Source organism: Streptomyces sp. NPDC005803, from assembly GCF_040630435.1.
GTDB lineage: Bacteria > Actinomycetota > Actinomycetes > Streptomycetales > Streptomycetaceae > Streptomyces.
Genome location: NZ_JBEXXO010000014.1, coordinates 204,072 through 224,368 on the forward strand (window position 1 = coordinate 204,072; position 20,297 = coordinate 224,368).

Genomic DNA, 20,297 nt, shown 5'->3' on the forward strand with positions numbered 1-20,297 from the left:
GAATCGGACGAGGACTGAGAAATGGGTATCCGCAAGTACAAGCCGACGACCCCGGGCCGTCGTGGCTCCAGCGTCGCCGACTTTGTCGAGATCACGCGGTCCACGCCGGAGAAGTCGCTGGTCCGCCCCCTGCACAGCAAGGGCGGCCGTAACAACACCGGTCGTGTGACCGTTCGCCACCAGGGTGGTGGCCACAAGCGCGCCTACCGCGTGATCGACTTCCGTCGTCACGACAAGGACGGCGTGCCGGCCAAGGTCGCGCACATCGAGTACGACCCGAACCGCACCGCGCGCATCGCGCTGCTGCACTACGCGGACGGCGAGAAGCGCTACATCATCGCGCCGCGTGGCCTGACGCAGGGCGACCGTGTCGAGAACGGTCCGGCCGCCGACATCAAGCCCGGCAACAACCTGGCGCTGCGCAACATCCCGGTCGGTACGACCATCCACGCCATCGAGCTGCGGCCCGGCGGCGGCGCGAAGTTCGCCCGTTCCGCGGGTGCCTCCGTGCAGCTGCTGGCGAAGGAGGGCACCATGGCCCACCTTCGTATGCCGTCGGGTGAGATCCGCCTGGTCGACGCCCGCTGCCGCGCCACCATCGGCGAGGTCGGCAACGCCGAGCAGTCGAACATCAACTGGGGCAAGGCCGGCCGCATGCGCTGGAAGGGCGTTCGCCCCTCCGTCCGCGGTGTCGCGATGAACCCGGTTGACCACCCGCACGGTGGTGGTGAGGGCAAGACCTCCGGTGGTCGCCACCCGGTCTCGCCGTGGGGTCAGAAGGAGGGTCGTACTCGCTCGCCGAAGAAGGCATCGAGCAAGTACATCGTCCGCCGCCGCAAGACGAACAAGAAGCGCTAGGAGCGGGTTTAGATGCCGCGCAGTCTCAAGAAGGGGCCCTTCGTCGACGGCCACCTCATCAAGAAGGTGGACGTACAGAACGAGGCAGGCACCAAGAACGTCATCAAGACCTGGTCCCGTCGCTCGATGATCGTCCCGGCCATGCTGGGTCACACCATCGCGGTGCACAACGGCAAGATCCACGTCCCGGTGTTCGTCACCGAGTCGATGGTCGGCCACAAGCTCGGCGAGTTCTCGCCGACTCGCACCTTCCGCGGCCACGTCAAGGACGACCGGAAGTCGAAGCGCCGCTAAGCGCGGGGTGGAAACGACTATGACTCACACCGAAGGGACAACCATGGAAGCCAGGGCCCAGGCGCGGTACATCCGCGTCACGCCCATGAAGGCCCGCCGAGTGGTGGACCTCATCCGTGGCATGGATGCCACGGAGGCTCAGGCGGTCCTGCGTTTCGCCCCGCAGGCCGCGAGCGTGCCGGTTGGCAAGGTGCTGGACAGCGCCATCGCCAACGCTGCACACAACTACGACCACCCTGACGCCTCTTCGCTGGTCATCAGCGAGGCGTACGTGGACGAGGGCCCGACCCTGAAGCGGTTCCGTCCGCGTGCTCAGGGCCGTGCCTACCGGATCCGTAAGCGGACCAGCCACATCACCGTGGTCGTCAGCAGCAAGGAAGGAACCCGGTAATGGGCCAGAAGGTAAACCCGCACGGGTTCCGGCTCGGCATTACCACGGACTTCAAGTCCCGTTGGTACGCCGACAAGCTGTACAAGGACTACGTCAAGGAAGACGTCGCCATTCGTCGCATGATGACGAAGGGCATGGAGCGGGCCGGCATCTCGAAGGTCGAGATCGAGCGCACCCGCGACCGCGTCCGCGTTGACATCCACACCGCCCGCCCGGGCATCGTCATCGGCCGCCGCGGCGCCGAGGCCGACCGCATCCGTGGCGAGCTGGAGAAGCTGACCGGCAAGCAGGTCCAGCTGAACATCCTCGAGGTCAAGAACCCCGAGGTGGACGCTCAGCTGGTGGCCCAGGCCGTCGCCGAGCAGCTCTCCTCCCGCGTCTCCTTCCGTCGTGCCATGCGCAAGAGCATGCAGAGCTCGATGAAGGCCGGCGCCAAGGGCATCAAGATCCAGTGCGGCGGTCGCCTCGGCGGCGCCGAGATGTCCCGCTCGGAGTTCTACCGCGAGGGCCGCGTGCCCCTGCACACCCTCCGTGCGAACGTCGACTACGGCTTCTTCGAGGCCAAGACGACCTTCGGCCGCATCGGCGTGAAGGTCTGGATCTACAAGGGCGACGTCAAGAACATCGCCGAGGTCCGCGCCGAGAACGCTGCTGCCCGTGCGGGCAACCGCCCGGCCCGTGGCGGCGCTGACCGTCCGGCCGGCCGCGGTGGCCGTGGTGGCGAGCGTGGCGGTCGCGGCCGTAAGCCGCAGCAGTCGGCTCCGGCCGCCGAGGCCCCCAAGGCCGAGGCGTCCGCCGCTGCTCCGGCTGCTGAGAGCACCGGAACGGAGGCCTGACCGAAATGCTGATCCCCCGTAGGGTCAAGCACCGCAAGCAGCACCACCCGAAGCGCAGCGGTATGTCCAAGGGTGGCACGCAGGTTGCGTTCGGCGAGTACGGCATCCAGGCGCTGACCCCGGCGTACGTGACGAACCGTCAGATCGAGTCCGCTCGTATCGCGATGACCCGTCACATCAAGCGTGGCGGCAAGGTCTGGATCAACATCTACCCGGACCGTCCCCTGACGAAGAAGCCTGCCGAGACCCGCATGGGTTCCGGTAAGGGTTCTCCCGAGTGGTGGATCGCGAACGTCAAGCCGGGTCGGGTGATGTTCGAGCTGTCCTACCCGAACGAGAAGATTGCTCGTGAGGCGCTCACCCGCGCTGCTCACAAGCTTCCGATGAAGTGCCGGATCGTTCGGCGCGAGGCAGGTGAGTCGTGATGTCGGCCGGTACCAAGGCGTCCGAGCTGCGCGAGCTGGGCAACGAGGAGCTCCTCAACAAGCTCCGCGAGGCCAAGGAAGAGCTGTTCAACCTCCGCTTCCAGGCGGCGACCGGACAGCTCGAGAACCACGGCCGGCTCAAGTCCGTCCGTAAGGACATCGCCCGGATCTACACCCTGATGCGTGAGCGCGAGCTCGGCATCGAGACGGTGGAGAGCGTCTGATGAGCGAGAAGACTGTGACTGAGACGAACACCGACCGCGGTTTCCGCAAGACCCGTGAGGGTCTGGTCGTCAGCGACAAGATGGACAAGACCGTCGTCGTCGCTGTCGAGGACCGCGTCAAGCACGCGCTGTACGGCAAGGTCATCCGCCGTACGAACAAGCTCAAGGCTCACGACGAGCAGAACGCCGCCGGCGTCGGCGACCGCGTCCTCCTGATGGAGACCCGGCCGCTGTCCGCCACGAAGCGGTGGCGCATCGTCGAGATCCTCGAGAAGGCCAAGTAATTCCTGAGGGGCATTCCCCTCAGGCAGGTTCCGCCAGGCTCGGCGGGGGTCCGCTCCGGTGACGGAGCGGCCCCCGCCGGGAACCGGCAGACGATCAGGAGATAGACGTGATCCAGCAGGAGTCGCGACTGCGTGTCGCCGACAACACGGGTGCGAAGGAAATTCTCACCATCCGTGTTCTCGGTGGCTCGGGTCGCCGCTACGCGGGCATCGGTGACGTCATCGTCGCCACCGTCAAGGACGCGATCCCCGGTGGCAACGTGAAGAAGGGTGACGTCGTCAAGGCCGTCATCGTTCGCACCGTCAAGGAGCGTCGTCGTCAGGATGGCTCGTACATCCGCTTCGACGAGAACGCCGCCGTCATTCTGAAGAACGACGGCGACCCCCGCGGCACCCGTATCTTCGGCCCGGTGGGCCGTGAGCTGCGCGAGAAGAAGTTCATGAAGATCATCTCGCTCGCGCCGGAGGTGCTGTAAGCATGAAGATCAAGAAGGGCGACCTGGTTCAGGTCATCACCGGTAAGGACAAGGGCAAGCAGGGCAAGGTCATCGTGGCCTACCCCGCTCAGGACCGCGTCCTCGTCGAGGGTGTCAACCGGGTCAAGAAGCACACGAAGGCCGGTCAGACCGCTCGCGGTTCGCAGACCGGTGGCATTGTGACGACCGAGGCCCCCGTCCACGTCAGCAACGTGCAGCTGGTTGTTGAGAAGGACGGCAACAAGGTCGTTACTCGCGTCGGCTACCGCTTTGACGACGAGGGCAACAAGATCCGCGTTGCCAAGCGCACCGGTGAGGACATCTGATGACTACCACCACTGCGCCGCGTCTCAAGACGCGCTACCGCGAGGAAATCGCCGGCAAGCTGCGTGAGGAGTTCTCCTACGAGAACGTCATGCAGATCCCCGGTCTGGTCAAGATCGTGGTCAACATGGGTGTGGGCGACGCCGCCCGCGACTCCAAGCTGATCGACGGCGCCGTGCGCGACCTCACCACGATCACGGGTCAGAAGCCGGCCGTCACCAAGGCCCGCAAGTCGATCGCGCAGTTCAAGCTGCGCGAGGGGCAGCCGATCGGCTGCCACGTCACCCTCCGTGGTGACCGCATGTGGGAGTTCCTGGACCGTACGCTGTCGCTCGCGCTGCCGCGTATCCGTGACTTCCGTGGCCTGTCGCCGAAGCAGTTCGACGGCCGTGGCAACTACACCTTCGGTCTCACGGAGCAGGTCATGTTCCACGAGATCGACCAGGACAAGATCGACCGGGTCCGGGGCATGGACATCACCGTGGTCACCACGGCGACCAATGACGACGAGGGTCGTGCCCTCCTTCGTCACCTCGGCTTCCCGTTCAAGGAGAACTGACCGTGGCGAAGAAGGCTCTGATCGCTAAGGCCGCCCGTAAGCCGAAGTTCGGCGTTCGCGGGTACACCCGCTGCCAGCGCTGCGGCCGGCCCCACTCCGTCTACCGCAAGTTCGGCCTGTGCCGCGTGTGCCTTCGTGAGATGGCTCACCGTGGCGAGCTGCCGGGCGTGACCAAGAGCTCCTGGTAATTCTCCTTCGCCCTTTGGGCGTTGGGAATCACCGGAGACTCTCGGTAAGCATCTGGTCGGCAGGAGCCCGGCCTCACATGCCGTAGGCTTGTGGGGTTGGGCGCCTGCCGCCCAAGACCGACTTACTACGCCGTAGGTCCCCGCACCGCACCCGTCCCGCCTATGAGTGGGGAGAGGGATGGCGCATACAGGAAACCCCGGCGAGAGAGGCCGAAGGCCAACTCATGACCATGACTGATCCCATCGCAGACATGCTCACGCGTCTGCGTAACGCGAACTCGGCGTATCACGACGACGTCACGATGCCGCACAGCAAGATCAAGTCGCACATCGCGGAGATCCTCCAGCAGGAGGGCTTCATCACGGGCTGGAAGGTCGAGGACGCCGAGGTTGGCAAGAACCTCGTCCTCGAGCTGAAGTTCGGCCCGAACCGCGAGCGCTCGATCGCCGGCATCAAGCGAATCTCGAAGCCGGGTCTGCGTGTATACGCAAAGTCCACCAACCTGCCGAAGGTTCTCGGCGGCCTGGGCGTGGCGATCATCTCCACGTCCCACGGTCTCCTGACCGGCCAGCAGGCCAGCAAGAAGGGCGTAGGTGGGGAAGTCCTCGCCTACGTCTGGTAGTCGGGAACGGAGGAATAGCTCATGTCGCGAATCGGCAAGCTCCCCATCCAGGTTCCCGCCGGTGTGGACGTCACCATCGATGGCCGCACGGTCGCGGTGAAGGGGCCCAAGGGCACCCTCTCGCACACCGTCGCGTCGCCGATCGAGGTCACCAAGGGTGAGGACGGCGTCCTGAACGTCGCCCGCCCGAACGACGAGCGTCAGAACAAGGCCCTTCACGGCCTGTCCCGCACGCTGGTGGCGAACATGATCACCGGCGTGACCACGGGATACATCAAGGCGCTCGAGATCAGTGGTGTCGGTTACCGCGTCCAGGCGAAGGGCTCCAACCTGGAGTTCGCCCTGGGCTACAGCCACCCGATCCTGATCGAGGCCCCGGAGGGCATCACCTTCAAGGTGGAGTCCCCCACGAAGTTCACCGTCGAGGGCATCGACAAGCAGAAGGTCGGCGAGACCGCGGCCAAGATCCGCAAGCTGCGGAAGCCTGACCCGTACAAGGCCAAGGGCGTCAAGTACGCCGGCGAGGTCATCCGCCGCAAGGTCGGAAAGGCTGGTAAGTAGCGATGGCATACGGCGTGAAGATCGCCAAGGGCGACGCCTACAAGCGTGCAGCCCTCAAGCGTCGCCACATCCGCGTCCGCAAGCACATCTCCGGTTCGCCGGAGCGTCCGCGCTTGGTTGTGACGCGATCCAACCGCCACATGGTGGCTCAGGTCATCGACGACATCGCGGGCCACACGCTCGCGTCGGCGTCGACCCTGGACGTCTCCATCCGTGGTGGCGAGGGCGACAAGAGCAGCCAGGCCAAGCAGGTCGGCGCCCTGGTCGCCGAGCGTGCCAAGGCCGCAGGCGTCGAGGCCGTCGTGTTTGACCGCGGTGGTAACCAGTACGCCGGGCGGATTGCCGCTCTGGCTGACGCCGCCCGTGAAGCCGGGCTGAAGTTCTAAGCCCCGGTTCCTACGCACAGCGGACGTAACAGAGAGAGGTAAATCCAATGGCTGGACCCCAGCGCCGCGGAAGCGGTGCCGGTGGCGGCGAGCGGCGGGACCGGAAGGGCCGTGACGGCGGCGCAGCTGCCGCCGAGAAGACCGCGTACGTCGAGCGCGTCGTCGCGATCAACCGTGTCGCCAAGGTTGTGAAGGGTGGTCGTCGCTTCAGCTTCACCGCGCTGGTCGTGGTGGGCGATGGTGACGGCACCGTCGGTGTCGGTTACGGCAAGGCCAAGGAAGTTCCCGCGGCCATTGCCAAGGGCGTGGAAGAAGCCAAGAAGAACTTCTTCAAGGTTCCGCGTATCCAGGGCACCATCCCTCACCCGATCCAGGGCGAGAAGGCTGCGGGCGTCGTTCTGCTCAAGCCTGCTTCCCCCGGTACCGGTGTTATCGCCGGTGGCCCGGTGCGCGCCGTTCTGGAGTGCGCCGGCGTTCACGACATCCTGTCGAAGTCGCTCGGTTCTTCGAACCCGATCAACATCGTGCACGCGACCGTGGCGGCCCTCCAGGGCCTGCAGCGTCCCGAGGAGATCGCGGCCCGCCGCGGTCTGCCCCTCGAGGACGTCGCCCCCGCGGCTCTGCTTCGTGCGCGTGCGGGAGCGGGTGCGTAATGGCCCGTCTCAAGATCACGCAGACGAAGTCGTACATCGGCAGCAAGCAGAACCACCGCGACACCCTGCGTTCGCTCGGGCTCAAGCGCCTGAACGACTCGGTTGTCAAGGAGGACCGCCCCGAGTTCCGCGGAATGGTTCACACCGTCCGCCACCTCGTGACGGTTGAGGAGGTCGACTGACATGGCGGAGAACAAGCCGCTGAAGGCGCATGACCTCCGGCCTGCCCCGGGCGCCAAGACCGCCAAGACCCGTGTGGGTCGTGGTGAGGCGTCCAAGGGTAAGACCGCTGGTCGTGGTACCAAGGGCACCAAGGCCCGTTACCAGGTTCCGGAGCGCTTCGAGGGTGGCCAGATGCCCCTCCACATGCGTCTCCCGAAGCTCAAGGGCTTCAAGAACCCGTTCCGCACCGAGTACCAGGTCGTGAACCTGGACAAGCTCGCGACGCTCTACCCCGAGGGTGGAGAGGTCACGGTGGCCGATCTGGTCGCCAAGGGCGCTGTGCGCAACAACCACCTCGTCAAGGTCCTCGGACAGGGCGAGATCTCCGTGGCGCTGCAGGTTTCGGTTGACGCCGTCTCCGGCTCCGCCAAGGAGAAGATTGCCGCCGCCGGCGGCACCGTCACCGAGCTCGTCTGAGACAACTCGGACCATTCGGTGGCCTGAACATCCGACCGGGGATGCCTCTCATATGGGGCATCCCCGGTTGGTCGTTCCTAGGGGGGCATGTACGCCGGTAAGGTGGCGTCCGTTGCTGTGATAACCCCCTGGGCGCACGCGTCCGGGGACCTTTGACCGTTACGTATTCGTCGATCCTCAAGACCGTCACCTCTACGCATTGCGCGGGGGTCGCAGGAGGCACCGTGCTCACCGCGTTCGCCCGGGCGTTCAAGACGCCCGACCTGCGCAAGAAGCTGTTCTTCACGCTCGGCATCATCGTGCTCTACCGGCTCGGGGCACACATCCCGGTTCCGGGAGTGAGCTACGAGAACGTCCAGACCTGTGTTGATCAGGCAAGCAAGGGCAACAACAGCCTCTTCGGCCTGGTGAACATGTTCAGCGGTGGTGCACTGCTGCAGATCACGATCTTCGCGCTCGGCATCATGCCGTACATCACGGCCAGCATCATCCTTCAGCTGCTGACCGTGGTGATCCCCCGACTCGAGGCGCTCAAGAAGGAGGGGCAGTCCGGCCAGACGAAGATCACGCAGTACACGCGTTATCTGACGGTCGCACTCGCCATCCTGCAGGGCACCGGCCTGGTGGCCACGGCCACCAGCGGCGCGCTGTTCAGCGGCTGCCCGGTCGCCGACCAGATCGTCCCGAACCAGTCGATCTTCACGACGATCGTCATGGTCGTCACGATGACCGCCGGTACCGCCGCCGTCATGTGGCTCGGTGAGCTGATCACCGACCGCGGCATCGGCAACGGCATGTCGATCCTGATGTTCATCTCGATCGCCGCCAGCTTCCCCGGCGCCATCTGGGCCATCAAGACCAGTGGCAAGCTCGCGGACGGCTGGATCGAGTTCGGCACCGTCATCCTGATCGGCTTCGTGATGGTGGCCCTCGTCGTCTTCGTCGAGCAGGCCCAGCGCCGTATCCCGGTGCAGTACGCGAAGCGCATGATCGGACGCCGGTCGTACGGTGGCACGTCCACCTACATCCCGCTGAAGGTGAACCAGGCGGGTGTGATCCCCGTCATCTTCGCTTCTTCGCTGCTCTACATCCCGGCACTGATCGTCCAGTTCTCCAACTCCAAAGCGGGCTGGGCGATCTGGATCCAGGACCACTTCGTCAAGGGCGACCACCCGTACTACATCACCGCGTACTTCCTGTTGATCGTGTTCTTCGCCTTCTTCTACGTGGCGATCTCGTTCAACCCCGAGGAAGTCGCCGACAACATGAAGAAGTATGGTGGCTTCATCCCGGGTATCCGGGCAGGTCGACCTACTGCCGAGTACCTGAGCTACGTGCTCAACAGGATCACTTGGCCGGGCTCGCTGTATCTGGGTCTGATCGCTCTTGTGCCGACGATGGCGTTGGCAGGCTTCGGTGGAGCCAACCAGAACTTCCCGTTCGGCGGGACGAGCATCCTCATCATCGTGGGTGTGGGTCTGGAGACCGTGAAGCAGATCGAGAGTCAGCTCCAGCAGCGCAATTACGAAGGGTTCCTCCGCTGATGCGAATCGTCCTCGTCGGCCCGCCGGGTGCCGGCAAGGGAACGCAGGCTGCGTACCTTGCCAAGAACCTGTCGATTCCGCACATCTCCACGGGCGACCTCTTCCGCGCCAACATCAGCCAGGGCACCGACCTTGGCAAGCAGGCCCGCGCCTTCATGGACGCGGGGCAGCTGGTGCCGGACGAGGTCACGATCGGGATGGCCAAGGACCGCATGTCCCAGCCGGACGCGGTCAACGGTTTCCTGCTCGACGGCTTCCCGCGCAACGTGGGTCAGGCCGAGGCCCTTGATGTGATGCTCAAGGACGAGGGCGTAAAGCTGGACGCGGTACTCGACCTCGAGGTTCCCGAGGACGAGGTCGTGAAGCGGATCGCGGGCCGTCGGGTCTGCCGTAACGAGAGCGCGCACGTGTTCCACGTGACGTACAACCCGCCGAAGACCGAGGGTGTCTGCGACATCTGCGGTGGCGAGCTGTACCAGCGCGACGACGACAGCGAAGAGACGGTCCGCACCCGGCTGGAGGTCTACCACACGCAGACCGAGCCGATCATCGACTACTACAGGGCTCAGGACCTGGTGGTCACCATCTCCGCGCTCGGCAAGGTCACCGAGGTGACCGAGCGGGCCATGGAGGCTCTGAAGTCCGACAAGGGCTGAGAGCACCCCCGCAGTACATGCAGTGCAGTCGGCCGCGGCGTCCTTGGGCGCCGCGGCCGACTGTTTGCGGCCGTATCGTGGAACACCCGTCCCCGCTCATGCAGAAAGGCGCCGCGCAATGGTGCAGATCAAGACCCCCGAGCAGATCGCGAAGATGCGTGAGGCGGGGCTGGTGGTCGCTGCCATTCACGCGGCCACCCGCGAGGCGGCGGTGCCCGGCGCCACCACCCAGGACCTGGACCAGGTCGCCCGCAAGGTGATCGCCGACCACGGTGCGAAGTCGAACTTCCTCGGGTACGGCGGATTCCCCGCGACGATCTGCACCTCGGTCAACGAGGTCGTCGTCCACGGCATCCCGGACGACAAGACCGTCCTCAAGGACGGTGACATCATCTCCATCGACGCCGGCGCCATCGTCGACGGCTGGCACGGCGACGCCGCGTACACGGCCTTCGTCGGCACCGGTCACGCTCCGGAGCTCGTCGAGCTGTCCCGGGTGACCGAGGAGTCGATGTGGGCCGGCATCGCCGCGATGAAGGTGAACAACCGGCTGGTCGACATCTCGAAGGCGATCGAGTCGTACATCCGTCGCCAGCCCCGCCCCGCGACGGGGAAGTACGGGATCATCGAGGACTACGGCGGGCACGGCATCGGCACCGAGATGCACATGGACCCGCACCTGCTGAACTACGTCGCCCGCAAGCGCGGCAAGGGCATCAAGCTGGTCCCGGGCCTCTGCCTGGCCATCGAGCCGATGGTCTCCCTCGGCACGGCCCGCACCGAGGTGCTGGAGGACGAGTGGACCGTCATCACGACCGACGGCAGCTGGTCCTCCCACTGGGAGCACTCGATCGCCCTCACGGAGCAGGGTCCGCTGGTGCTCACCGCTCCGGACTGCGGCCGCGAGAGGCTGGCGCAATACGGCGTCGAGGCGGCCCCCGACCCGCTGGGCTGATGGTCGGGCCGGCGGGCGGGGCCCGGCGTGGCAGTGCGAAGCCTGTGAGGCGCCCCGGCGCCGAGCTCGCGAGTGCTGTGTTTGAGAGGGGGCCGGCGTCGAGGCGGCGCCCGACCCGCTGGGCTGATGGTCGGGCCGGCGGGCGGGGCCCGGCGCAGCAGTGCGAAGCCTGTGAGGCGCCCCGGCGCCGAGCTCGCGAGTGCTGCGTTTGAGAGGGGGCCGGCGTCGAGGCGGCCCCCGACCCCCTGGGGTGATTGGACGCCCCCGCGAGGTCTAAGGATCTCCCGCGGTGGGCAAACTTGACGGATTCGTCTTTTGGAGTCCGCTGACGTAGACTGACTCGTCGGCTCTCGTGCATCCGTGTGTCCACATGCGAGTGACGAAAGTCGATCAAGGTAGCCGATTCGAAAGGCGAAGCGTGGCCAAGAAGCAAGGTGCCATCGAAATTGAGGGCACCGTGATCGAGTCCCTCCCGAACGCCATGTTCAAGGTGGAACTCCAGAACGGTCACAAGGTCCTCGCGCACATCTCCGGCAAGATGCGGATGCACTACATCCGAATCCTTCCGGACGACCGGGTCGTGGTGGAGCTCTCCCCGTACGACCTGACGCGTGGCCGGATCGTCTACCGCTACAAGTAGATCTTGCCCACATCTCGCTTCGGCGGGGTGCTGGCACTGACCCGGAGAACCTGACATCCCATGAAGGTCAAGCCGAGCGTCAAGAAGATCTGCGACAAGTGCAAGGTGATCCGCCGTCACGGTCGGGTCATGGTCATCTGCGACAACCTGCGCCACAAGCAGCGCCAGGGCTGACGCACGACCCCCTGCATCTCGCAGTACTTCGCGCGACGCACGTAAACGTACATACGCAGAGCCCGTCCAAGCCACGGCTGACGACACCTCCGGCGGGGGCCGGGGACCCGGGCGTACCACCTCGCAAGAGGTCGGCGGTCGGGAGTGGCTCTGTGGAAGACCCCCGACATGACAACTGGAGCCATTGAATGGCACGCGTTTCAGGTGTTGACATCCCGCGCGAAAAGCGCGTGGAGGTTGCCCTCACCTACGTCTTCGGTATCGGGCGCACCCGGTCCAAGGAGATCCTCGCCACCACGGGCGTGAACCCGAACACCCGCGTTCGTGACCTGGCCGAAGAGGACCTGGTCAAGATCCGCGAGTACGTGGACGCCAACCTCCGCACCGAGGGTGACCTTCGCCGCGAGATCCAGGGCGACATCCGCCGCAAGATCGAGATCGGCTGCTACCAGGGCATCCGCCACCGTCGTGGTCTGCCGGTCCACGGCCAGCGCACCAGCACGAACGCCCGTACCCGCAAGGGCCCGCGTCGCGCGATCGCCGGTAAGAAGAAGCCGGGCAAGAAGTAGTCCTCAGCGGACGCACTGCGAGCGTCCGGTTCGCCGGACATCCGCAGCATCCAGCGGTCTTCGCTGTAGGACCGATCACCTCCCCTCTCCATCTGGAGTCAAGACATGCCCCCCAAGGGTCGTCAGGGCGCAGCCAAGAAGGTGCGTCGCAAGGAAAAGAAGAACGTCGCTCACGGGCACGCCCACATCAAGAGCACGTTCAACAACACCATCGTCTCGATCACGGACCCCTCGGGCAACGTGATCTCCTGGGCCTCCGCCGGCCACGTCGGCTTCAAGGGCTCGCGCAAGTCGACCCCCTTCGCCGCGCAGATGGCCGCCGAGTCGGCCGCCCGCCGCGCGCAGGAGCACGGCATGCGCAAGGTTGACGTCTTCGTCAAGGGTCCGGGCTCCGGCCGCGAGACCGCGATCCGCTCCCTGCAGGCCACTGGCCTGGAGGTCGGTTCGATCCAGGACGTCACCCCGACGCCGCACAACGGCTGCCGTCCGCCGAAGCGTCGCCGCGTCTGATCCGTCACGGCCGGTGACGGCCGTGCGGCAGTAGCGTGGGTACGGGCGGTATGCCCCCTACGGGGGTGTGCCGCCCGTATCCTTGTTTCATCTGTCGGGTGTCAAATAGTGGGCGCCCACGACTGAAGGATTCACACATGCTTATCGCTCAGCGTCCGTCGCTGACCGAAGAGGTCGTTGACGAGTTCCGCTCGCGGTTCGTCATCGAGCCGCTGGAGCCGGGCTTCGGCTACACGCTCGGCAACTCCCTGCGTCGCACGCTCCTCTCCTCGATCCCGGGTGCCGCTGTCACCAGCATCCGCATCGACGGTGTCCTGCACGAGTTCACCACCGTGCCGGGCGTCAAGGAGGACGTGACCGACCTCATCCTCAACATCAAGCAGCTGGTCGTCTCCTCGGAGCACGACGAGCCGGTCGTGATGTACCTGCGCAAGCAGGGTCCCGGCCTGGTCACCGCTGCTGACATCGCCCCGCCGGCCGGTGTCGAGGTCCACAACCCGGACCTCGTCCTGGCCACGCTGAACGGCAAGGGCAAGCTGGAGATGGAGCTGACCGTCGAGCGCGGTCGCGGCTACGTCTCCGCCGTCCAGAACAAGCAGGTGGGCCAGGAGATCGGCCGGATCCCGGTCGACTCCATCTACTCGCCGGTGCTCAAGGTCACGTACAAGGTCGAGGCGACCCGTGTCGAGCAGCGCACCGACTTCGACAAGCTGATCGTCGACGTCGAGACCAAGCAGGCCATGCGTCCCCGTGACGCCATGGCGTCGGCCGGTAAGACCCTGGTCGAGCTGTTCGGTCTGGCGCGCGAGCTCAACATCGACGCCGAGGGCATCGACATGGGCCCGTCGCCGACGGACGCCGCGCTCGCCGCCGATCTGGCGCTGCCGATCGAGGAGCTGGAGCTCACGGTCCGCTCGTACAACTGCCTCAAGCGCGAGGGCATCCACTCGGTGGGCGAGCTCGTGGCCCGTTCCGAGGCGGACCTGCTCGACATCCGCAACTTCGGTGCGAAGTCGATCGACGAGGTCAAGGCGAAGCTGGCCGGTATGGGCCTGGCGCTGAAGGACTCGCCTCCCGGCTTCGACCCGACCGCCGCCGCCGACGCGTTCGGCGCGGACGACGACGCGGACGCCGGTTTCGTGGAGACCGAGCAGTACTAGTACGCCTCCGGCCGGGGCGCCCGGGTCTCCTGGGTGCCCCGGACCGGTCGAGGGCTTCTGTCCTCAGTCGCCGGACGGGCTTGATCGTGGCCGGCGACCGCATACTTCCGTGTGGCGACCGCCGCACGGGAACTGACACCGGTACCTGATACGGCCGGTGCAGCACACAAGGAGAAAACCATGCCTCAGCCCGCCAAGGGTGCCCGTCTGGGCGGCAGCGCTGCGCACGAGAAGCTTCTTCTCAACAACCTCGCGAAGTCGCTGTTCGAGCACGGCCGCATCACCACGACCGAGGCCAAGGCCCGCCGCCTGCGTCCGGTCGCCGAGCGTTTCATCACCAAGGCGAAGAAGGGCGACATCCACAACCGTCGCCTGGTGCTGCAGTCGATCACGGACAAGGGCATCGTGCACACGCTCTTCACCGAGATCGCCCCGCGGTACGAGAACCGCCCCGGTGGTTACACCCGCATCACCAAGATCGGCAACCGTCGCGGCGACAACGCCCCGATGGCCGTCATCGAGCTGGTCGAGGCCCTGACCGTGGCGCAGGCCGCCACCGGTGAGGCCGAGGCCGCCACGAAGCGTGCGGTCAAGGAAGACGCCCTCAAGAAGGACGAGACCCCGGTCGAGTCCGTCGAGGACGCCAAGCCGGCCGAGGCCGACGAGGAGTCCAAGGACGCCTGAGCGTTCTGAGACCTCTGGACGGGCCCGCATCACCCTTCGGGGCGGTGCGGGCCCGTTTCGCTGTGTACGGATCTTGAGAGGATCGCTGGTGTGAGTGACGTGGTGGAGCCCGGAAGCGTACGGGTGCGGCTGGACCTGGCCTACGACGGCAAGGACTTCTCGGGCTGGGCGAAGCAGACCGGCCGTCGGACCGTCCAGGGGGAGATCGAGGACGCGCTGCGGACCGTGACCCGCTCCCCGCGCACCTACGACCTGACCGTGGCCGGGCGCACCGATGCCGGGGTGCACGCCCGGGGTCAGGTCGCGCACGTGGACCTGCCGGCCGAGGTGTGGGCCGAGCACGCCGAGAAGCTGCTGCGGCGGATGGCCGGCCGGATGGCGCCCGATGTGCGGATCCGGCGGATCGAGGAGGCCCCGGCCGGGTTCAACGCCCGCTTCTCGGCCCTGTGGCGCCGTTACGCGTACCGGATCTCGGACGGGCCCGGCGGTGTCGATCCACTGGTGCGCGGTCATGTGCTGTGGCACGACCGGGAGTTGGACGTGGAGGCGATGAACGCCGCGGCGGCGCGCATGACCGGGGAGCACGACTTCGCCGCGTACTGCAAGAAGCGGGAGGGTGCGACGACCATCCGGACGCTGCAGAAGCTGAGTTGGGCACGGGACCAGGCCACCGGGATCATCACGGGCACCGTGCAGGCCGACGCCTTCTGCCACAACATGGTGCGGGCGCTGGTGGGGGCGATGCTGTTCGTGGGCGACGGGCGCCGCCCGTACGCCTGGCCGGCCGAGGTGCTGGCGGCCGGAGTGCGCGATCCCGGGGTGCACGTGGTGCGGCCGCACGGGCTGACGCTGGAGGAAGTCGCGTACCCGGCAGATGCGTTGCTCGCGGCCCGGGCCGTGGAGGCCCGCAATGTGCGGACGCTGCCGGGCGCCGGCTGCTGCTGACGGCCGCTCAGGGCGTGTTCTGCTGAATGCCGCTCAGGGGTTCGGCTGCGATGCCGTACGTCTGCGTCTGCGTCTGTGGAGCGCGGTCGTGAGGGCGGCCGCCAGGTACAGGGCCGCGCCGCTCAGGAGCGAGGAGCGGACCCAGCCGATCCGCGGACTCCACCAGGCGAGGACGGCGGCCGCGCCGACGACCACCAGCGCGGCGGTACGGGTGAGCCACCAGCGGGTGGACCGCGGGGCGCCGTCATCCGGCGCGGGCGGGTGGCTGCCGGTGCTCGCCGTCATCGTGTCGCGCATCCCCGCCAGGATCGAGCGGCGGGCCTGCACCCGCGCGCCGGGGATGTCGCCGAGGACCTCGGTGTCGCCGCCGAAGCCCGGCGGGACAGGCGGGAGACCGACGGCGGTCACCAGGTCGGCCTGGTGGCGGACCGGGTCGCCGGTGGCGCGCAGGATGTGGGCCAGGGGGCGCGGGTCCGCCACCCGGAACAGATGGGCGAGGTCCTCGGCGACCGCCTGCACGTCGGCGTGGTCGGGAGCGGGGGACTCGGCGTCCCAGGTGTACGTCGCGATCTGCCGGCCCTGGTGGAGCGCGGTGACGGTGCAGCGCTCCGGGGTGCGGTGCAGGACGAGGGCGGGCCAGCTCTCACCGGTCGTGAAGGTCTCCGCCGCCGCGGTCAGCGGCTCCTCGGGGAGCAGGGCCGCGCGTCGGCCGCGGGCGGTCTCGGGGACCACCTCGACATAGCTGTACCCGTCGCCCGCCGGGGCCGTACGCAGGGAGAAACCGCAGATCAGGGCCGCTTGGGCGACGGTGGCCGGGGGTGCGGGGACGATCGCGACCGCACGCGGCGTGAGGGCCGCCCAGTCGGGGGCGGTGGCGGGCGGCGCGGGAGGGCGGCCGAACAACGGGATCTGTGCGGCGAGGTCGAGGCGGACGTCGGACCGCGCTTCGAGGAACTCGGTGCGCGGGTCGCCGAGCCGGTTCCACGGGTACTCGGTGGCGTGCACGCCGATGGCCCGGAACACGTCGAGGGCCTCGGCCGGCCGGTCCGACATGATCAGCAGCAGAGCGAGTTCGTTGCGGAAGCCCGCCGCCTCACGGTCGGCCGCCCCGTCGTAGGTGTCGGAGAGGCTCAGGGCGCGGGTGAGGGCCGCTTCCACCTTGGGCCCGTACGGGTCGGGGCCCTCCGGCTCGTCCGCCTCGGACAGCCGGTACTCCAGCGCCGCCTGAAGGGGCAGCGCGTGCAGCCTCGATCCCGGCGGGGCGGACGCGGCCACCCGCTCCGCGTACCGGAACATCTCCTCGTGCGAGCCGTACCACTTGGCGCACAGGTACTGCAGCGCCTGCGCGTGGCAGCCGAAGTGGTGCGGGTCGCGGGCCTCGGCCTCGGCGAGGTACGCGTCGAACACCTCGCGCGGGGCCTGCATGCCGCGGGCGTGGGTGAGCGCGATGCGCCAGGGGACCGGGTCGCCGGGGTTGAGCTCGGCCGCGGCGCCGATCACCGGCACCGCGTCCTCCAGGAGCGCGTAGAAGGCCTGGAACTGGTCCCGCTCGACGTCCTTCGCGCGGGCGCCCGTCCGGACCTTCCAGGCCTGGTGGAGGTGGAAGTCGGCGACGACGAGGAGCGCGTCGGGGTCGTCGGGGGACTCCGCCAGCCAGGCGTCCAGCCAGCCGTCGTGGTGCAGCGCGGTCCGGGCCAGCCGGCTCACGTACGCGTCCCTGCGCTCCCACTGGGCGTGTAGCCGCGTCGAGGCGAGGAGCTCCGCCGCCGGGGCGTGGTCGCCGGCCGTCGCCGCCGTGAGGGCGGCCCGCAGCGAGGCGTCCGGCGGGTCCAGGACCACGGCCTCGTCGGGCGCCAGGTCGACGCCGATGGCGTCGCGGTGGCGCAGGATGCGCAGGAAGGAGACCAGGAAGACGAGACGCACAGCAGCGGTCCTCCGCATCCGGGAGAGGTGACTGAACCGAAGGACGGGCAGGTCAGGTGGCGGGGGCGGTGGCCGCCGCCGAGGCCTGGACCTCGCCGCGGTGCCGGATCTGACGGAACGTGAAGTTCGTCAGGTCGTCACCGACGGCGAACACGTTCTTGTCCGCCTTGGTGACGTTCTTTCCGTTGGTGAAGCCGCCAACCGTGAAGTAGGCATATCGGCCGTAGGAGTTGGCCGTGCGGCGGCAGACGGCACCGCCGCGGCAGAAGGTCGGCACTCCCGATCCGCTCAGCGAGGCCAGTCCTCCGCTCGCCTGCTGCGCGGCCTTCCTGGCCTGGGCCTCGGTCTCGAACACGGCGAGCCCGACGGTCACCGCCACGCCGCTGCGGGAGTACGTGGCCCGGATGACCTGGTCGCAGCCGTGGCGCGTGAGGATGGAGCCCAGTGCGCCCTGAGTGGTCGTGGCGCAGTTCGTGGTGCGGTGCGTGGCGCCCTTGGAGTAGACGCGGTCGCCCATCGTCAGCTTCTTGCCGGGGAAGAAGGCGTCGACCGTGACGGGCGTCCGGTCCTTCTTCACGTCGGATATGTAGTCCTTGGGGTCCGGCGGGGGCGGCGGGGCCACCGACGAGAACGACGGCTCCGGCTGCGCCGACCGGCTGGGCAGATCGGTCGCCGCCGGCAGCTCGCTCGCGTTCTTCCCGGCCGCGCCGCCGGGGTCGTCCTTGTTGGTCGAGATGACCGCCGTCGCCACGATCGCGGCGACCGCGGCGGTGGCCAGCGCGCCCCCGCCGATCATCAGCCACCTCTTGCGCCTGGCGCGCGCCGCCGACGCCTCGGCCAGCGCCGCCCAGTCCGGAGTACCCGTGCCCCCGGGCCCCCAGGAGGGCCCCCCTTGCCCAAAGCTCATGCGCCGCATCCTAAACCGGTTGGGCCACGGCTTCGCGGCCCGTGACAATGCTGTCCATGGGACATCTTGAAGCAGGCCATCTCGAGTACTACCTACCGGACGGGCGGGTGCTGCTCGGCGATGCGTCGTTCCGCGTCGCGGACGGCGCCGTGGTGGCCCTCGTGGGGGCGAACGGCGCCGGCAAGACCACGCTGCTCCGGCTGCTCGCCGGGGAGCTCCAGCCGCACGGCGGATCGGTGTCGGTGAGCGGCGGCCTCGGCGTGATGCAGCAGTTCGTCGGCTCGGTGCGCGACGAGCGCACGGTGCGGGACCTCCTGGTCTCCGTCGCCCAGCCCCGGATCCGCGAGGCCGCGCAGGCCGTCGACCGGGCCGAGGAGCTGATCCTCACCACCGACGACGAGGCCGCGCAGATGACGTACGCGCAGGCGCTGAGCGACTGGGCGGAGGCGCGCGGCTACGAGGCCGAGACGGTCTGGGACATGTGCACCATGGCGGCGCTCGGCGTCCCGTACGAGAAGGCGCAGTGGCGCGAGGTGCGCACCCTGTCGGGCGGTGAGCAGAAGAGGCTGGTGCTGGAGGCGCTGCTGCGCGGGCCCGACGAGGTGCTGCTGCTCGACGAGCCGGACAACTACCTGGACGTCCCCGGCAAGCGCTGGCTGGAGGAGAAGCTGAAGGAGACCCGTAAGACGGTCCTCTTCGTCTCCCACGACCGGGAGCTGCTCTCCCGGGCCGCCCAGAAGATCGTCAGCGTGGAGCCCAGCCCGGCCGGCAGCGACGTCTGGGTGCACGGTGGCGGCTTCGCCACGTACCACCAGGCCCGCAAGGAACGGTTCGCGCGCTTCGAGGAACTGCTGCGCCGCTGGGAGGAGGAGCGGGCCCGGCTGAAGGCGCTCGTCCTGCGGATGCGGCAGCAGGCCGCGAACAGCCCCGACATGGCGAACCGCTACCACGCGATGCAGACCCGCTTCAAGAAGTTCGAGGAGGCCGGTCCGCCGCCGGAGCCGCCGCGCGAGCAGGACATCAAGATGCGACTGCGCGGCGGCCGTACCGGGGTGCGGGCGGTGACCTGCAAGAACCTGGAGCTGACCGGCCTGATGAAGCCGTTCGACCTGGAGATCTACTACGGGGAGCGCGTCGCCGTCCTCGGCTCCAACGGGTCGGGCAAGTCCCACTTCCTGCGGCTGCTGGCGGGCGAGCCGGTGGCGCACACGGGGGAGTGGAAGCTCGGGGCGAGGGTGGTCCCCGGGCACTTCGCACAGACCCACGCCCATCCGGAGCTGCTCGGCAAGACGCTCGTCGAGATCCTGTGGACGGAGCAGGCCAAGAACCGGGGCGGCGCCATGTCCGTACTGCGGCGGTACGAGCTGGAACGGCAGGGGGACCAGCCGTTCGAGAAGCTGTCCGGCGGCCAGCAGGCCCGCTTCCAGATCCTGCTCCTGGAGCTGGCCGGCACGACCGCGCTGCTGCTGGACGAGCCGACCGACAACCTGGACCTGGAGTCGGCCGAGGCGCTCCAGGACGGGCTGGAGGTGTACGACGGGACGGTGATGGCCGTCACGCACGACCGGTGGTTCGCGAAGTCCTTCGACCGCTACCTGGTCTTCGGGTCGGACGGTTACGTCCGGGAGACGACGGAGCCCGTGTGGGACGAGCGGCGGGTGGAGCGGGCGCGCTGAGGCGTAGCCCTGGGCGGGCGGCGGTGTGGGTGTGGGGCCCCTGCGGGGTGCGGGGTGTCCTTGGTGCGGGGTTCCGTCCTCAATCGCCGGACGGGCTTGTGTGCGGGTTGCCCCGCGGGGCGGCGCGGATTACCCGGTGGGTGGGGGTGGGGGCCCTCCGGGCAGACTCCTCAAAAATGGCGTGTGCACCCGGTCACGCATGGGGGCCCGGGTCGTACGCCATTTTCTGCGGG

The 20,297-nt window shown here is 67.8% G+C and carries 30 protein-coding genes; 28 read left to right on the forward strand and 2 right to left on the reverse strand.

What is annotated here, in order from left to right; all coding sequences use genetic code 11:
• The first annotated feature begins 21 nt into the window (after positions 1-21).
• The 27 genes from rplB to truA all read left to right on the forward strand — a co-directional run bounded on the left by rplB (position 22) and on the right by truA (position 15,558).
• Positions 22-858, forward strand: a complete 837-nt coding sequence (rplB, locus tag ABZ454_RS21420) for a 50S ribosomal protein L2 (protein ID WP_145765090.1) — start codon at positions 22-24, stop codon at positions 856-858.
• A gap of 12 nt (positions 859-870) precedes the next feature.
• Complete coding sequence (gene rpsS, locus ABZ454_RS21425) at positions 871-1,152, forward strand: 30S ribosomal protein S19 (RefSeq protein WP_003966956.1); 282 nt, start codon at positions 871-873, stop codon at positions 1,150-1,152.
• A gap of 43 nt (positions 1,153-1,195) precedes the next feature.
• Positions 1,196-1,543 carry a 50S ribosomal protein L22 gene (gene rplV, locus ABZ454_RS21430; protein WP_026290933.1) on the forward strand — a complete coding sequence of 116 codons (348 nt, stop codon included), beginning with the start codon at positions 1,196-1,198 and terminating at the stop codon, positions 1,541-1,543.
• A complete protein-coding gene (rpsC, locus tag ABZ454_RS21435; RefSeq protein ID WP_148020233.1) occupies positions 1,543-2,379 on the forward strand; it encodes a 30S ribosomal protein S3 in 837 nt (278 codons plus the stop codon). Before rplV ends, rpsC begins: the two co-directional genes overlap by 1 nt.
• A gap of 5 nt (positions 2,380-2,384) precedes the next feature.
• Positions 2,385-2,804, forward strand: coding sequence for a 50S ribosomal protein L16 (rplP, locus tag ABZ454_RS21440; protein ID WP_003966953.1), 420 nt, complete (start codon positions 2,385-2,387; stop codon positions 2,802-2,804).
• On the forward strand, positions 2,804-3,028 hold the full coding sequence (rpmC, locus tag ABZ454_RS21445; protein WP_014047786.1) for a 50S ribosomal protein L29: 225 nt from the start codon (positions 2,804-2,806) through the stop codon (positions 3,026-3,028). Before rplP ends, rpmC begins: the two co-directional genes overlap by 1 nt.
• Positions 3,028-3,312 carry a 30S ribosomal protein S17 gene (rpsQ, locus tag ABZ454_RS21450; protein WP_073786784.1) on the forward strand — a complete coding sequence of 95 codons (285 nt, stop codon included), beginning with the start codon at positions 3,028-3,030 and terminating at the stop codon, positions 3,310-3,312. The genes rpmC and rpsQ overlap by 1 nt, the downstream gene beginning before the upstream one ends.
• Positions 3,313-3,419: 107 nt before the next feature.
• On the forward strand, positions 3,420-3,788 hold the full coding sequence (rplN, locus tag ABZ454_RS21455) for a 50S ribosomal protein L14 (protein WP_003966950.1): 369 nt from the start codon (positions 3,420-3,422) through the stop codon (positions 3,786-3,788).
• A 2-nt stretch (positions 3,789-3,790) separates the two neighbouring features.
• On the forward strand, positions 3,791-4,114 hold the full coding sequence (gene rplX / locus ABZ454_RS21460; protein ID WP_018550616.1) for a 50S ribosomal protein L24: 324 nt from the start codon (positions 3,791-3,793) through the stop codon (positions 4,112-4,114).
• Positions 4,114-4,671 (forward strand): 50S ribosomal protein L5, encoded by a 558-nt coding sequence (gene rplE, locus ABZ454_RS21465; protein WP_018550615.1) that lies wholly within the window; start codon positions 4,114-4,116, stop codon positions 4,669-4,671. The genes rplX and rplE overlap by 1 nt, the downstream gene beginning before the upstream one ends.
• 2 nt (positions 4,672-4,673) lie before the next feature.
• Positions 4,674-4,859 (forward strand): type Z 30S ribosomal protein S14, encoded by a 186-nt coding sequence (locus tag ABZ454_RS21470; protein ID WP_003948630.1) that lies wholly within the window; start codon positions 4,674-4,676, stop codon positions 4,857-4,859.
• Between the two features lie 224 nt (positions 4,860-5,083).
• Entirely contained in the window at positions 5,084-5,482 is a 399-nt protein-coding gene (gene rpsH / locus ABZ454_RS21475; RefSeq protein ID WP_018519291.1) for a 30S ribosomal protein S8, read from the forward strand.
• A 21-nt stretch (positions 5,483-5,503) separates the two neighbouring features.
• Positions 5,504-6,043, forward strand: a complete 540-nt coding sequence (gene rplF, locus ABZ454_RS21480) for a 50S ribosomal protein L6 (RefSeq protein ID WP_148020235.1) — start codon at positions 5,504-5,506, stop codon at positions 6,041-6,043.
• 2 nt (positions 6,044-6,045) lie between these two features.
• Positions 6,046-6,429 carry a 50S ribosomal protein L18 gene (rplR, locus tag ABZ454_RS21485; RefSeq protein WP_018550612.1) on the forward strand — a complete coding sequence of 128 codons (384 nt, stop codon included), beginning with the start codon at positions 6,046-6,048 and terminating at the stop codon, positions 6,427-6,429.
• 47 nt (positions 6,430-6,476) lie between these two features.
• Positions 6,477-7,082 carry a 30S ribosomal protein S5 gene (rpsE, locus tag ABZ454_RS21490; RefSeq protein WP_018101216.1) on the forward strand — a complete coding sequence of 202 codons (606 nt, stop codon included), beginning with the start codon at positions 6,477-6,479 and terminating at the stop codon, positions 7,080-7,082.
• A complete protein-coding gene (gene rpmD / locus ABZ454_RS21495; RefSeq protein WP_003966943.1) occupies positions 7,082-7,264 on the forward strand; it encodes a 50S ribosomal protein L30 in 183 nt (60 codons plus the stop codon). Before rpsE ends, rpmD begins: the two co-directional genes overlap by 1 nt.
• A 1-nt stretch (position 7,265) precedes the next feature.
• Positions 7,266-7,721 (forward strand): 50S ribosomal protein L15, encoded by a 456-nt coding sequence (gene rplO / locus ABZ454_RS21500; protein WP_018550610.1) that lies wholly within the window; start codon positions 7,266-7,268, stop codon positions 7,719-7,721.
• 224 nt (positions 7,722-7,945) lie between these two features.
• Entirely contained in the window at positions 7,946-9,265 is a 1,320-nt protein-coding gene (secY, locus tag ABZ454_RS21505) for a preprotein translocase subunit SecY (RefSeq protein ID WP_356322372.1), read from the forward strand.
• Positions 9,265-9,921, forward strand: coding sequence for an adenylate kinase (locus ABZ454_RS21510; RefSeq protein WP_359539964.1), 657 nt, complete (start codon positions 9,265-9,267; stop codon positions 9,919-9,921). Before secY ends, ABZ454_RS21510 begins: the two co-directional genes overlap by 1 nt.
• 118 nt (positions 9,922-10,039) lie before the next feature.
• The gene (gene map, locus ABZ454_RS21515; RefSeq protein WP_356321948.1) at positions 10,040-10,876 is read left to right on the forward strand and encodes a type I methionyl aminopeptidase; all 837 of its coding nucleotides are present in this window, start codon (positions 10,040-10,042) and stop codon (positions 10,874-10,876) included.
• Positions 10,877-11,294: 418 nt separating this feature from the next.
• Positions 11,295-11,516, forward strand: coding sequence for a translation initiation factor IF-1 (infA, locus tag ABZ454_RS21520; RefSeq protein ID WP_003956442.1), 222 nt, complete (start codon positions 11,295-11,297; stop codon positions 11,514-11,516).
• A gap of 60 nt (positions 11,517-11,576) precedes the next feature.
• Entirely contained in the window at positions 11,577-11,690 is a 114-nt protein-coding gene (gene rpmJ / locus ABZ454_RS21525; protein WP_003956441.1) for a 50S ribosomal protein L36, read from the forward strand.
• 188 nt (positions 11,691-11,878) lie between these two features.
• Entirely contained in the window at positions 11,879-12,259 is a 381-nt protein-coding gene (gene rpsM / locus ABZ454_RS21530; protein WP_014047799.1) for a 30S ribosomal protein S13, read from the forward strand.
• A gap of 105 nt (positions 12,260-12,364) precedes the next feature.
• Positions 12,365-12,769 carry a 30S ribosomal protein S11 gene (rpsK, locus tag ABZ454_RS21535; protein ID WP_003956432.1) on the forward strand — a complete coding sequence of 135 codons (405 nt, stop codon included), beginning with the start codon at positions 12,365-12,367 and terminating at the stop codon, positions 12,767-12,769.
• A gap of 137 nt (positions 12,770-12,906) precedes the next feature.
• Entirely contained in the window at positions 12,907-13,929 is a 1,023-nt protein-coding gene (locus ABZ454_RS21540) for a DNA-directed RNA polymerase subunit alpha (protein ID WP_003966937.1), read from the forward strand.
• Positions 13,930-14,109: 180 nt separating this feature from the next.
• The gene (gene rplQ, locus ABZ454_RS21545; RefSeq protein WP_136328425.1) at positions 14,110-14,613 is read left to right on the forward strand and encodes a 50S ribosomal protein L17; all 504 of its coding nucleotides are present in this window, start codon (positions 14,110-14,112) and stop codon (positions 14,611-14,613) included.
• 90 nt (positions 14,614-14,703) lie between these two features.
• A complete protein-coding gene (truA, locus tag ABZ454_RS21550; protein ID WP_359539966.1) occupies positions 14,704-15,558 on the forward strand; it encodes a tRNA pseudouridine(38-40) synthase TruA in 855 nt (284 codons plus the stop codon).
• 33 nt (positions 15,559-15,591) lie between these two features.
• Here the strand turns inward: truA and ABZ454_RS21555 are convergent, their stop codons facing one another.
• Entirely contained in the window at positions 15,592-17,481 is a 1,890-nt protein-coding gene (locus ABZ454_RS21555) for a hypothetical protein (protein ID WP_359539968.1), read from the reverse strand.
• A gap of 52 nt (positions 17,482-17,533) precedes the next feature.
• On the reverse strand, positions 17,534-18,388 hold the full coding sequence (locus ABZ454_RS21560; protein ID WP_356321951.1) for a hypothetical protein: 855 nt from the start codon (positions 18,386-18,388) through the stop codon (positions 17,534-17,536).
• 56 nt (positions 18,389-18,444) lie between these two features.
• Between ABZ454_RS21560 and ABZ454_RS21565 the strand changes: the two genes are divergently transcribed.
• Positions 18,445-20,064, forward strand: a complete 1,620-nt coding sequence (locus ABZ454_RS21565) for an ATP-binding cassette domain-containing protein (RefSeq protein WP_359539971.1) — start codon at positions 18,445-18,447, stop codon at positions 20,062-20,064.
• Positions 20,065-20,297 lie beyond the last annotated feature (233 nt).

Excerpts from the sequence above, each read along its gene's own strand:
- rplB (WP_145765090.1), top strand. The coding sequence starts at position 22 with ATGGGTATCCGCAAGTACAAGCCGACGACCCCGGGCCGTCGTGGCTCC.
- rpsS (WP_003966956.1), top strand. The coding sequence starts at position 871 with ATGCCGCGCAGTCTCAAGAAGGGGCCCTTCGTCGACGGCCACCTCATC.
- rplV (WP_026290933.1), top strand. The coding sequence starts at position 1,196 with ATGGAAGCCAGGGCCCAGGCGCGGTACATCCGCGTCACGCCCATGAAG.
- rpsC (WP_148020233.1), top strand. The coding sequence starts at position 1,543 with ATGGGCCAGAAGGTAAACCCGCACGGGTTCCGGCTCGGCATTACCACG.
- rplP (WP_003966953.1), top strand. The coding sequence starts at position 2,385 with ATGCTGATCCCCCGTAGGGTCAAGCACCGCAAGCAGCACCACCCGAAG.
- rpmC (WP_014047786.1), top strand. The coding sequence starts at position 2,804 with ATGTCGGCCGGTACCAAGGCGTCCGAGCTGCGCGAGCTGGGCAACGAG.
- rpsQ (WP_073786784.1), top strand. The coding sequence starts at position 3,028 with ATGAGCGAGAAGACTGTGACTGAGACGAACACCGACCGCGGTTTCCGC.
- rplX (WP_018550616.1), top strand. The coding sequence starts at position 3,791 with ATGAAGATCAAGAAGGGCGACCTGGTTCAGGTCATCACCGGTAAGGAC.
- rplE (WP_018550615.1), top strand. The coding sequence starts at position 4,114 with ATGACTACCACCACTGCGCCGCGTCTCAAGACGCGCTACCGCGAGGAA.
- rpsH (WP_018519291.1), top strand. The coding sequence starts at position 5,084 with ATGACCATGACTGATCCCATCGCAGACATGCTCACGCGTCTGCGTAAC.
- rplF (WP_148020235.1), top strand. The coding sequence starts at position 5,504 with ATGTCGCGAATCGGCAAGCTCCCCATCCAGGTTCCCGCCGGTGTGGAC.
- rplR (WP_018550612.1), top strand. The coding sequence starts at position 6,046 with ATGGCATACGGCGTGAAGATCGCCAAGGGCGACGCCTACAAGCGTGCA.
- rpsE (WP_018101216.1), top strand. The coding sequence starts at position 6,477 with ATGGCTGGACCCCAGCGCCGCGGAAGCGGTGCCGGTGGCGGCGAGCGG.
- rpmD (WP_003966943.1), top strand. The coding sequence starts at position 7,082 with ATGGCCCGTCTCAAGATCACGCAGACGAAGTCGTACATCGGCAGCAAG.
- rplO (WP_018550610.1), top strand. The coding sequence starts at position 7,266 with ATGGCGGAGAACAAGCCGCTGAAGGCGCATGACCTCCGGCCTGCCCCG.
- ABZ454_RS21510 (WP_359539964.1), top strand. The coding sequence starts at position 9,265 with ATGCGAATCGTCCTCGTCGGCCCGCCGGGTGCCGGCAAGGGAACGCAG.
- map (WP_356321948.1), top strand. The coding sequence starts at position 10,040 with ATGGTGCAGATCAAGACCCCCGAGCAGATCGCGAAGATGCGTGAGGCG.
- rpmJ (WP_003956441.1), top strand. The coding sequence starts at position 11,577 with ATGAAGGTCAAGCCGAGCGTCAAGAAGATCTGCGACAAGTGCAAGGTG.
- rpsM (WP_014047799.1), top strand. The coding sequence starts at position 11,879 with ATGGCACGCGTTTCAGGTGTTGACATCCCGCGCGAAAAGCGCGTGGAG.
- rpsK (WP_003956432.1), top strand. The coding sequence starts at position 12,365 with ATGCCCCCCAAGGGTCGTCAGGGCGCAGCCAAGAAGGTGCGTCGCAAG.
- ABZ454_RS21540 (WP_003966937.1), top strand. The coding sequence starts at position 12,907 with ATGCTTATCGCTCAGCGTCCGTCGCTGACCGAAGAGGTCGTTGACGAG.
- rplQ (WP_136328425.1), top strand. The coding sequence starts at position 14,110 with ATGCCTCAGCCCGCCAAGGGTGCCCGTCTGGGCGGCAGCGCTGCGCAC.
- ABZ454_RS21560 (WP_356321951.1), bottom strand. The coding sequence starts at position 18,388 with ATGAGCTTTGGGCAAGGGGGGCCCTCCTGGGGGCCCGGGGGCACGGGT.
- ABZ454_RS21565 (WP_359539971.1), top strand. The coding sequence starts at position 18,445 with ATGGGACATCTTGAAGCAGGCCATCTCGAGTACTACCTACCGGACGGG.